Annotated in this window: 10 protein-coding genes and 2 rRNA genes; 4 read left to right on the top strand and 8 right to left on the bottom strand. The window is 65.9% G+C overall.

The window, feature by feature from the left end; translation table 11 throughout:
* A 23S ribosomal RNA gene (locus tag CHB84_RS20440) occupies nt 1-1944 on the bottom strand; the annotation flags it as partial.
* Nucleotides 1945-2145: 201 nt separating this feature from the next.
* Nucleotides 2146-3669 (bottom strand): 16S ribosomal RNA (locus CHB84_RS20435).
* Nucleotides 3670-3994: 325 nt separating this feature from the next.
* Here CHB84_RS20435 and CHB84_RS20430 point away from each other — a divergent pair.
* Nucleotides 3995-4651 (top strand): Dph6-related ATP pyrophosphatase, encoded by a 657-nt coding sequence (locus CHB84_RS20430; protein WP_089303284.1) that lies wholly within the window; start codon nt 3995-3997, stop codon nt 4649-4651.
* Nucleotides 4652-4903: 252 nt separating this feature from the next.
* Here CHB84_RS20430 and pip read toward each other — a convergent pair whose 3' ends face one another.
* On the bottom strand, nt 4904-5872 hold the full coding sequence (gene pip, locus CHB84_RS20425) for a prolyl aminopeptidase (RefSeq protein WP_217898662.1): 969 nt from the start codon (nt 5870-5872) through the stop codon (nt 4904-4906).
* Nucleotides 5873-5923: 51 nt separating this feature from the next.
* Here pip and CHB84_RS20420 point away from each other — a divergent pair, with 51 nt between their 5' ends.
* Nucleotides 5924-6457, top strand: coding sequence for a MarR family winged helix-turn-helix transcriptional regulator (locus CHB84_RS20420; protein WP_089303283.1), 534 nt, complete (start codon nt 5924-5926; stop codon nt 6455-6457).
* Nucleotides 6458-6503: 46 nt separating this feature from the next.
* Entirely contained in the window at nt 6504-6920 is a 417-nt protein-coding gene (locus CHB84_RS20415) for a hypothetical protein (RefSeq protein WP_245818869.1), read from the top strand.
* A gap of 38 nt (nt 6921-6958) precedes the next feature.
* Here CHB84_RS20415 and CHB84_RS20410 read toward each other — a convergent pair whose 3' ends face one another.
* The gene (locus tag CHB84_RS20410; RefSeq protein ID WP_089303282.1) at nt 6959-7288 is read right to left on the bottom strand and encodes a MerR family transcriptional regulator; all 330 of its coding nucleotides are present in this window, start codon (nt 7286-7288) and stop codon (nt 6959-6961) included.
* Between the two features lie 279 nt (nt 7289-7567).
* Between CHB84_RS20410 and CHB84_RS20405 the strand changes: the two genes are divergently transcribed.
* Nucleotides 7568-7999: an Hsp20/alpha crystallin family protein gene (locus CHB84_RS20405; RefSeq protein ID WP_089303281.1), complete on the top strand. Its 432-nt coding sequence runs from the start codon at nt 7568-7570 to the stop codon at nt 7997-7999.
* Nucleotides 8000-8131: 132 nt separating this feature from the next.
* Here the strand turns inward: CHB84_RS20405 and CHB84_RS20400 are convergent, their stop codons facing one another.
* From CHB84_RS20400 to CHB84_RS20390, 4 genes are read right to left on the bottom strand one after another with little or no spacing between them, the layout of a single operon-like run.
* Nucleotides 8132-8608, bottom strand: a complete 477-nt coding sequence (locus CHB84_RS20400; protein ID WP_089303287.1) for a SixA phosphatase family protein — start codon at nt 8606-8608, stop codon at nt 8132-8134.
* A 44-nt stretch (nt 8609-8652) separates the two neighbouring features.
* Complete coding sequence (locus tag CHB84_RS23065; RefSeq protein WP_176440057.1) at nt 8653-8895, bottom strand: hypothetical protein; 243 nt, start codon at nt 8893-8895, stop codon at nt 8653-8655.
* Between the two features lie 37 nt (nt 8896-8932).
* Entirely contained in the window at nt 8933-10315 is a 1383-nt protein-coding gene (gene tnpB / locus CHB84_RS20395; RefSeq protein ID WP_176440056.1) for an IS607 family element RNA-guided endonuclease TnpB, read from the bottom strand.
* A complete protein-coding gene (locus tag CHB84_RS20390; RefSeq protein ID WP_281251784.1) occupies nt 10312-10731 on the bottom strand; it encodes an IS607 family transposase in 420 nt (139 codons plus the stop codon). The genes tnpB and CHB84_RS20390 overlap by 4 nt, the downstream gene beginning before the upstream one ends.
* Nucleotides 10732-10743 lie beyond the last annotated feature (12 nt).

The raw sequence follows: 10743 nt of genomic DNA, 5'->3' as shown, positions 1-10743 counted from the left end.
GGGTCCTCTTAACGTTCCAGCACCGGGCAGGCGTCAGTCCATATACATCGAATTGCTTCTTCGCATGGACCTGTGTTTTTAGTAAACAGTCGCTCGGGCCTGGTCTCTGCGGCCGGCCGGCGCTTCCACCGCACAGGGCGTACACGCCATCCGGCTCCCCTTCTCCCGAAGTTACGGGGACATTTTGCCGAGTTCCTTAACCACGGTTCACCCGCTCGCCTCGGTATTCTCTACCTGACCACCTGTGTTGGTTTGGGGTACGGGCCGCCCGTGCGCTCGCTAGAGGTTTTTCTCGGCAGCGCGGGATCACCCACTTCGCCTCTATGGCTCGGCATCAGGTCTCAGGCATCCGGTACGCGGCTTTCCCTGCGTACCGCCCTACACCTTTACCCCGGGTCAACCAGCGCCCGGGTTGGGCTACCCTTCTGCGTCGCCCCTTCGCTGCAAACGCGCACACGCGGGTACGGGAATATTAACCCGTTATCCATCGACTACGCCTGTCGGCCTCGCCTTAGGTCCCGACTAACCCTGGGCGGAACAGCCTGGCCCAGGAACCCTTGGTCATCCGGCGGCAGAGATTCTCACTCTGCTTTCACTACTCATGCCTGCATTCTCTCTCGACCACCCTCCATCACTGGCTCACGCCGCGACTTCAGCGGATGATCGATGCTCCCCTACCCACTGCGTCATCGACGCAGTGCCACGGCTTCGGCGGTGTGCTTAGCCCCGCTACATTATCGGCGCAGGACCACTTGACCAGTGAGCTATTACGCACTCTTTCAAGGATGGCTGCTTCTAGGCCAACCTCCTGGTTGTCTGTGCCGTCCCACATCCTTTCCCACTCAGCACACACTTGGGGGCCTTAGCCGGTGATCTGGGCTGTTTCCCTTTTGTCAGCGAAGCTTCTCCCCCGCCGACTCACTGCCGCACTCGTCACGATGGTATTCGGAGTTTAGTTGACCTCGGTAACCCGGTAAGGCCCCTCAGCCATCCAGTAGCTCTACCCCCACCGTGAATCATACGACGCTGCACGTAAATGCATTTCGGGGAGAACCAGCTATCACCGAGTTTGATTGGCCTTTCACCCCTACCCACAGCTCATCCCCTCAGTTTTCAACCTAAGTGGGTTCGGGCCTCCACGCCGTCTTACCGGCGCTTCACCCTGGCCATGGGTAGATCACTCGGTTTCGGGTCTAGGCCGCGCGACTCCGTACGCCCTCTTCGGACTCGCTTTCGCTACGGCTTCCCCACACGGGTTAACCTTGCCACGCAGCACTAACTCGCAGGCTCATTTTGCAATAGGCACGCCATCACCCGAAGGCTCTGACGGTTTGTAGGCACACGGTTTCAGGTACTCTTTCACTCCCCTCCCGGGGTACTTTTCACCTTTCCCTCACGGTACTCTTCCGCTATCGGTCACCAGGGAGTATTTAGGCTTACCAGGTGGTCCTGGCGGATTCACAGCAAATTCCTCGGGCTCGCTGCTACTCGGGATGACGTTCCAGGGTCGGCGTGCGGCCTTCGCCTAAGGGGGTATCACCCGCTCCGCCTGCGTGTTCCAACGCATTCGGCTGACCTCACGACGCGATCCCCGCCGGACCGGCAGCTCCGGCCGAACGGTCCCACAACCCCGGCCACGCAACGCCTGCCGGCTTTACCACGCGGCCGGTTTAGCCTCTTCCCCTTTCGCTCACCACTACTCAGGGAATCACGGTTGTTTTCTCTTCCTACGGGTACTGAGATGTTTCACTTCCCCGCGTTCCCTCCACACACCCTATACATTCAGGTGCGGGTAACACTCCATCACGAGTGCTGGGTTTCCCCATTCGGACATCCTGGGATCTCAGCTCGGTTGACAGCTCCCCCAGGCTTATCGCAGCCTCCCACGTCCTTCATCGGCTCCTGGTGCCCAGGCATCCACCGTGTGCCCGTGACAGCTTGTCCATACTGTCCACGAGAATGATGTGTATTGCTCGTAGAGAATACATCAGGATCGCGGTGTCCACTGTGCAGTTCTCAAGCTTCGTCAGCTGCGCCAGCGTAGACAGGCTCGCAGCCTGAGAGCCCAACAGCGTGCCTGCTCGCCAGCGACGACAACGTCGCACCTCCTGAAAATACAATGGGTTTTTCGGGAATTCTCCCTAGAAAGGAGGTGATCCAGCCGCACCTTCCGGTACGGCTACCTTGTTACGACTTCGTCCCGATCGCCAGTCCCACCTTCGACGGCTCCCTCCGGGCGAACCGGTTGGGCCACCGGCTTCGGGTGTTACCGACTTTCGTGACGTGACGGGCGGTGTGTACAAGGCCCGGGAACGTATTCACCGCAGCGTTGCTGATCTGCGATTACTAGCGACTCCGACTTCACGCAGTCGAGTTGCAGACTGCGATCCGAACTGAGACCGGTTTTCTCGGATTCGCTCCACCTCGCGGTTTCGCCACCTTTTGTACCGGCCATTGTAGCATGTGTGAAGCCCTGGACATAAGGGGCATGATGACTTGACGTCGTCCCCGCCTTCCTCCGAGTTGTCCCCGGCAGTCTCCCATGAGTCCCCGGCCGGACCGCTGGCAACATAGGACAAGGGTTGCGCTCGTTACGGGACTTAACCCAACATCTCACGACACGAGCTGACGACAGCCATGCACCACCTGTGCCGGACGCCCGAAGGCACCCCACATTTCTGCAGGATTTCCCGGCATGTCAAGCCCAGGTAAGGTTCTTCGCGTTGCATCGAATTAATCCACATGCTCCGCCGCTTGTGCGGGCCCCCGTCAATTCCTTTGAGTTTTAGCCTTGCGGCCGTACTCCCCAGGCGGGGCGCTTAATGCGTTAGCTACGGCACGGAAGTCGTATTCCGACTCCCACACCTAGCGCCCAACGTTTACGGCGTGGACTACCAGGGTATCTAATCCTGTTCGCTCCCCACGCTTTCGCTCCTCAGCGTCAGGAACGGCCCAGCAAGCTGCCTTCGCCATCGGTGTTCCTCCTGATATCTGCGCATTTCACCGCTACACCAGGAATTCCGCTTGCCCCTACCGCCCTCTAGTCTGCCCGTATCCACCGCACGCCTACAGTTGAGCTGCAGGTTTCCACGGCAGACGTGACAGACCGCCTACGAGCTCTTTACGCCCAGTAAATCCGGACAACGCTTGCGCCCTACGTATTACCGCGGCTGCTGGCACGTAGTTAGCCGGCGCTTCTTCTGCCCCTACCGTCTCTTTCGTCAGGGCTGAAAGAGGTTTACGACCCGAAGGCCTTCATCCCTCACGCGGCGTCGCTGCATCAGGCTTTCGCCCATTGTGCAAGATTCCCCACTGCTGCCTCCCGTAGGAGTCTGGGCCGTGTCTCAGTCCCAGTGTGGCCGATCACCCTCTCAGGCCGGCTACCCGTCGTCGCCTTGGTAGGCCGTTACCCCACCAACTGGCTGATAGGCCGCGAGCTCATCCTCGGCCGGAACGAATCCTTTCCATTGCCCGGCATGCGCCGGCCAATGCGTATCCGGTATTAGCCCCAGTTTCCCGGGGTTATCCCCGAGCCGAGGGCAGATTGCTCACGTGTTACTCACCCGTTCGCCACTCATCCGCCGTCCGGAGACGGCTTCAGCGTTCGACTTGCATGTGTTAAGCACGCCGCCAGCGTTCGTCCTGAGCCAGGATCAAACTCTCCACCAAGAGCTTTACTGCCCTGCCTCGGAACCGGACCCCGGCACGCTGCCGTGCCCGGTTCGACGGGGTCGATGCGACGTTTGTGGCGCTGACTTGGCACGCTGTTGAGTTCTCAAGCTACGTAACCTTGTATTTTCCCCAGAGGCCGAACCTCGGTGTCCCCCAAGCTAACAACGCCTGCGGCGGGCACCAAAAAGGGGGGTGGGGCACCCCGATCGCCTCGGGTGAAGGGCAATGTCGCGGTATGTGGCTAGCGGGCGCACAGGTCACCGCGCATCGCCCGGTACCGCCACGTTAACAACAGCACGACTCGTGGACAAGGAGAACGCCGATGCCAGACCCGGTCGCGCTGTCCTGGAGCGGAGGCAAGGACAGCGCGCTCGCGCTCGCCGCTCTGCGGGCGGCGGGCGCCGAGGTACGCACGCTGGTGGTCACCACGACCGCCGGGCGGCTCGGCATGCACAGGGTGCGCGCGGATCTCGTGCGCAGGCAGGCCCGCGCGCTCGGAGTCCCCGTCCGGTGGGTCGACCTGCCGGAGTGGCCGAGCAACGCCGCCTACGACACCGCCATGTCCGAGACGATCGACGGGTTGCTGCGCGAGGGCGTCACCCAGCTGGCCTTCGGCGACGTGCACCTGGCGGACGTACGGGCGTACCGGGAGGAACGGCTCATACCGCTCGGGGTGCGGCTGCTGTTCCCGCTGTGGGGACGCGATACGCGGGAGCTGATCGACACCGTGCTCGACCGCGGATACCGCGCGGTGACCGTCTGCGTCGACACGTCACGCCTTGAGGCGTCCTTCTGCGGCCGCACCGTCGACGCCGGCTTCCTGGCGGATCTCCCGGACGGCGTCGACCCGGCAGGCGAGAACGGTGAGTACCACACCTTCGTCTCCGACGGGCCGGACTTCGCCGGGCCCGTCCGGTTCCGGCTCGGTGCGCAGGAGACCCGGCTCGACCGTTTCCGGTACCAGGATCTACTGCCCTAGCCGCGTGGCGGCACCATGAACGAGGACAGCACGCTTCTCGCCTCGGCGAGGTCGTCCGCGCCGAGGACCAGCCGGGTGTCGGTGGCCGTAAGGCGGCTCCGAGCGTGATGCCCCCTCGCACGACCCTTCCGACGCGCCGCCGCTACCGCGCGGGGCGGCGCGGCCGCTTCCGGCGGCACGGTTCACACCCGCGAGCGACACGTGCGGTCCGGTGGAGCTGCCACCCGCGGCCTCTGGGCCGGCTCCGGAAGCTCAGCCGCGTGCGAAGCGATCCGTCGCGGCGACGAGCCGCTCGGCCATGCCCGGCTCGCGGGAGCTGTGCCCGGCACCGGGGACGAAATGTAGCTCGGCATCCGGCCAGACCCGCGCCACCTCCCACGCGGTGACCGGTGGTCCGGAGACGTCCAGCCTGCCGTGCACCAGTACGCCGGGAATGCCGCGCAGCGCTGCCGCCTCGCGCAGCACGCTGCCCTCGGCGAGCCAGGCGCCGTGCCGGAAGTAGTGCGTCACGATGCGCGCGAAGGCCATCCGGAACTCCGGGTCCGTCCAGACCGGGTCGGGCTCGACATCCGGATCCGTTCCCATCACCGACAGTTCCCACGCGCACCACTCCTCGGCCGCACGCGCGCGCTCGCGCGGGTCCGGGTGATGCAGCAGCCGGTGGTACGCCTCTACGAGGTCGCCGTCCCGCTGATCCTCCGGCACACCGCTCCGGAAGCGTTCCCATTCCCCGGGGAAGAACCGGCCCGCCCCGTGGTACAGCCAGTCGATCTCCGACCTGCGGGTGGTGGTGACCCCGGTGAGCACGATCTCCGAGACCTGCCTCGGGTACCGCTCGGCGTAGACCAGCGCCAGTGTCGCGCCCCAGGACCCGCCGAACAGCTGCCACCCGTCGATGCCGAGGTGCCGCCGCAGCAGCTCGATGTCGGAGATCAGGTGCCGGGTGGTGTTGACCGACAGGTCGGTGGCGGGGTCGCTGGCGTGCGGGGTGCTGCGCCCGCAGCCGCGCTGGTCGAACAGCACGATCCGGTACGCGTCCGGGTCGAAGTAGCGGCGCATGCCCTCGGTGCAGCCCGAGCCGGGGCCACCGTGCAGCACAAGGACGGGTTTACCACGCGGGTTCCCGCAGGTCTCCCAGTACACGTGGTTACCGTCGCCGACATCGAGCATCCCGTGCTCATACGGTTCGATCTCCGGGTACAGCACACCGATCCCTCTCATACGCCACGATACATAACAGCGCTAATATATTAGCCCTGTTATAATTCGTCCATGAGCGGACCAGACCCAGGGGCGGGGGCCGCACCGGACACCGGGCTGGGCACCCGCCTACGGCATCTCCTCGACCTGCTGGAGAGCGACCTCGGCACGATCTACGCGGAACTGGGCATCGACGAGATCCGGCCACGCTTCGTCGGATATCTGCGCGCGCTCGAGCGGGACGGGCCGGCATCGGTCCGTGCCCTGGCGCGACGGGTGGGGGTCACGCACTCCGCCGCCAGCCAGACCGTCGCGCAGCTGCGGGCCCGTGAGCTGGTCGGCCTGCGGCCAGGGGAGGACGCACGCGAGCGGATCGTGCACCTCACCGAGCATGCACGTAGCCTGCTGCCGACCCTGCACGCAGAATGGGCCGCCACCGAGGCAGCCGCCGCGGAGCTCGAGGCCGAGCTGGGGCACCCGCTCAGCGAGGTACTGGACGCCGCGGCGAGCGCGCTGGCCGAACGTCCGTTCCACCAGCGGGTCATGGACTCGGCTCGGGCACGTGGTCTGTCGATCGCCGAACGCCACCAGTACGATCTCGGGTAACCTGGGAACTCACGTCGCGCGAGCGGCACCGATCACGTCAGGAGTCATGGTGGTCAGCATCGGGCTGCGAGGCCTGCTCGTGGCGGCTCTGCTCGTCACAGCCGCCGTCCATCTGGAACGCTGGTTCGCCGGGTACCGCGACATCCCCACCACGATCGGCGGCGACCAGTACCTGGTCCTCGGTCCGCTGTTCCTGGTCAACGTCGTGGCGGGGGCCGCGATCGCCGGCGCGGTCGCGTTCTGGCAGCACTGGCTCCCGCTGCTCGCGGCAGCGGCGTTCGGCGCGGGGACGCTCGGCGCTTTCCTGCTCGACCGCCTCGTCGGCGTGTTCGGCCCGTCCGCCGCGCTGACCTGGAACGCCCCCGAGGTCCTCGCAGCGGTCGCGGAGCTGGTATGCGTGGTGTGCGCGGTCGTCCTGCTGGTTCAACGCCGCAGGATCCGCCACGGGTGGATCCGCGCGTGACGGCCGCGCGCGATACCCGTCCTGGCTGACGCACCGGTTCATCGGGGCGCGTCGCCCGAGTCGTCCTCCCCCAGCCGTGCACGCAGCGCACCGATCTCCTCGTACGCGGCGGTCAGCTCGTTCTCCAGTTCGAGGATCCGCTGCGCGGAGATCAGGTTGTGCCCCTCGTCGAACAGCACGCGCATGCGTCCGGCCTGGTTGAGCTGATGGCGCGAGTACCTGCGGTGGCCGCCCTCCGAGCGCTCGGGTGAGACGACTCCGGCGGCGTCCAGGCTGCGCAGAAAGGGCTGCTCCACGCCGAGTAGCTCCGCGGCCTGCCCGGTCGTGAACGCCGGGTAATGCTCGTCGTCCAGCTTCGACACACTCACCGGTCACGCTTCCCATCTACGACACGGTCGGCACTGACGCTCGCGGTGATGGCACCACCGTCGCCACCAGATTATCTATGATGCTCACTTGACGCAATCTGCAGTAGGTGCTATAAATTAACTGTCCCCCGAAGGGGAAGGAACAGGGAACACCGAGTCCCAATGCCTGGGGAAGCAGTACAAAGGAACTGAACCTTCTGGGAACAAACAACTTGAGTCTTTCGTTAGCAGGTACGTCAAGGCACAAGCACTGTGACCATCAGAAGGAGGAGACCAGCGATGCTGATGCGTACTGACCCGTTCCGCGAGCTCGACCGGCTCACCCAGCAGGTATTCGGCACCGACGGCACGTGGAGCCGCCCCGCGTCGATGCCGATGGATGCCTACAGGTCCGGCGACGAGTTCGTCGTGCAGTTCGACCTGCCCGGCGTCTCCGCGGACTCGATCGACCTCGATGTCGAGCGCAACGTGCTCACCGTGAAGGCCGAGCGCAAGTCGGAGGTCGGTGACGGCGTCGAGGCACAGGTGACCGAGCGCCCGCGCGGCGTCTTCTCCCGGCAGCTGTTCCTCGGCGAGACGCTGGACACCGACAACATCAAGGCGAGCTATGACAACGGTGTGCTGAGCGTGCGCATCCCGGTTGCCGAGAAGGCCAAGCCGCGCAAGATCAACATCGAGGGAGGCGAGGACGCCAAGCAGATCAACGCGTGAGCGCGAGTGCGGGCCACGGCAGGGATACCGCGACCGTGACCCGCACGCGAAGCACGGACGGCCGCCGCTGTGCCGGCGGCCGCTTCTTTTCGGTCGCCCCGCGGCTCCGGGATGCGCGGCCGGGAAGCAGGCTCACCCCCGGGGTGTGGCGGTGTCCAGCAACCTCGCCATCCCTGGTCCGACGTCGGCCCACTCGGTGTCGACGGCCAGCACGGCCAGCGCCGAGGTCTTCATCTCCACAGCTCTACCCGACAGCGCGTACACCAGCTCCGCGACCCCGGGGTTGTGCCCGACAAGCAGCACGACGTGCGCCTCGTTCGGCAGCCCGTGCACCACGATCATCAGATCCTCGACCGACGCCCCGTGCACGCGACGCTCGTAGTGCACGCGCGGCTCCCTGGCCAGCCCGCTACGGGCCAGGTCCCAGGTCTGCTGCGCACGCTCCGCCGGGGAGCAGACCGCCAGGTCGAGCTCGGGAACGTGCTCGGCGAGCCACGCCCCCACCCGGGGCGCGTCTCGCCTGCCCCGCTCATTGAGCGGGCGTTCCGCGTCGGCCACACCCTGCGGCCACGCCGACTTCGCGTGCCGCGCCACCACAAGCTTGCGCATACGCACCATGCTCCCAGCCCCGGAACCACCGTGCCCGCGGGCTCCTACGGGCGCGGCGGCAACGACGGCGCGGCCAGCCGCGGCCGTTCCTCCCGCGTCGGGGCGTGCGGCTCGTGGTCCTCGAGCCGCTCGAGGGCGACCGCGATCGCCCGCTCCAGCTGCGGGTCCCGTCCCGCGACGTAGTCCTGAGGCGCGATCCCGACCTCGATATCCGGCTCCGCTCCGCGGTTCTCCAGGTCGTAGCCGATATCGTCGTAGGTCATGTAGAACTCGGGCTGCGTGGTCACGGTGCTGTCCGCCAGCGCGTGGCTGGGAGCGATCCGTTCAGGAAACGTGTGGGAGTGTTCCTGAGCCGTCGCCTTGCGGCGCGGCGTTGACCCTTGGGGTCTTCCCGTGGCGATACCCGTTGCCACCGCTGGTGGTGGTCTTACGTGGGTTTCCAGCGGGCTCGTTTTTCGTCGCCCCGCAACTCGGGGAGGACGCGCTGCTGGCGATCTCGCTTACCAGTGCGGCGAGGTTGCGGGCCGCGTTGTGGTCACGATCAGCGGTCTGCCCGCAGTGATCGCAGGTGAAGGTGCGTTCCGACAGGCACAGCTTGGCTTTCGCCGCGCCGCAGTCGTGGCACGTCTTGCTGGAGGGGTAGAACCGGTCGGCCACAACCAGGCCCCGGCCATGCCAGCTGGTTTTGTAGTCCAGCTGACGCCGTAGCTCCCCCATGCCCACATCGGCGATGTAGCGAGCCAGCAGGCGGTTGCGCAGCATCCCGGCCACGTTGAGGTCTTCGATGACGATCGTGTCGAACTCGCGCACCAGCCGGGTCGACAACTGGTGCAACCCGTCCCGCCGTTCGTTCGCCACCTTCGTGTGCAGCCGGGTGACCCGATCCCGGGTTGTGCTCCAGCGGTTCGACGGCGCCCGCTGGGTGCGCTTGTCCGGTCCGACGCGGCGAGACACCTGCCGCTGCAGCCGACGCAATGTCCGCTGCGCCCGTTGCAGGTGCTTCGGGTTGGCGATGGTCTCGCCGGTCGAGAGCACCGCCAGGCACTGCACGCCGAGGTCGACACCGACCGTACCGCCACGGGTGGCGGATGCCGCCTCGCGTTTGCTGATCTCGACGGAAAAGGACACGTGCCACCGGCCCCGCTGATACGACACGGTGGCCGACCGGATGCGAGCCGTGCCTCGCTGCAGGTGGCGGGCGAGCTTGCGGGTGGACTCGTGGGTGCGCACCATGCCGATGCGCGGCAACTGCACATGCCGCCGGTCCGAGTTCGATAGCCCGAACGCGCCGGTGGTGAACCGGCACGACCAGCGACCACGCTTGCTCTTCGGCTTCGGAAAGCCCATACGCCTCCCGCGACGCTTACCCGTGCGGGAGGCGCCCCAGTTGGACAGCGCGTCGGCGAGGTTGGCCAGCCCGGAGGCGTAGGCCTCCTTGCTGTTCTCGCTCCACCAGGGCGCGACCTCGTGCTTGGCCGCGTTCCAGGATTTCCGCAGGCTGTAGAGCGACCAGCTCAGCGGCGGAGTGAGCCGGTCCTCGGCGATGCCGTAGGAGCGCTCGGCCTGCCGCTGGCCCAGGTTGATCGTGACCTGAGCCAGGCCCCAGTTGAACGCGAACCGAGCGGCACCGCAATGCGACGCGAGCGCGTGTCGTTGCACTGTAGTGGGGTCGAGGGCGAACCGGTATGCCTGCACAACCGTGCTCATCGCGGAGGCACCTCCGCCGCCTTCATGGCCGCGTTCGCCCGTTTCGCCACAGACCGCCGCCCGTATACTCGTGCGCACATCGACGTGAGCATCTCCCTGACGTCGCGCACCAGGTTGTCATCGACGTCGGTGCCGTCGAGCACAGTAATGCGGCGCCCGTGCGCGGCCAGGGCGGCTTCGAGGTGTTCGATCCCGAATCGGGCGAGCCGGTCGCGATATTCCACGACCACTGTCGTAACAGTCGGGACCGACAGCAGCTTCCGCAGCTTCGCGCGGTGGCCGTTCAGCCCGGAGCCGACTTCGGCGATTGTCTCGTGCAGCACGACGCCGCGCCGAGCACATTCCTGGGCAACACGCACGGCTTGCCGGCCAAGATCGTCATGGTGGCCCGTGCTGGACATGCGGCAATACGCCACCGAGCCTGTAAG

This window comes from Haloechinothrix alba (assembly GCF_900188115.1).
GTDB classification, from domain to species: Bacteria; Actinomycetota; Actinomycetes; order Mycobacteriales; family Pseudonocardiaceae; genus Haloechinothrix; species Haloechinothrix alba.
Note: the sequence above shows the minus strand (reverse complement) of the source record. Positions and strands in the feature narration are given on the sequence as shown.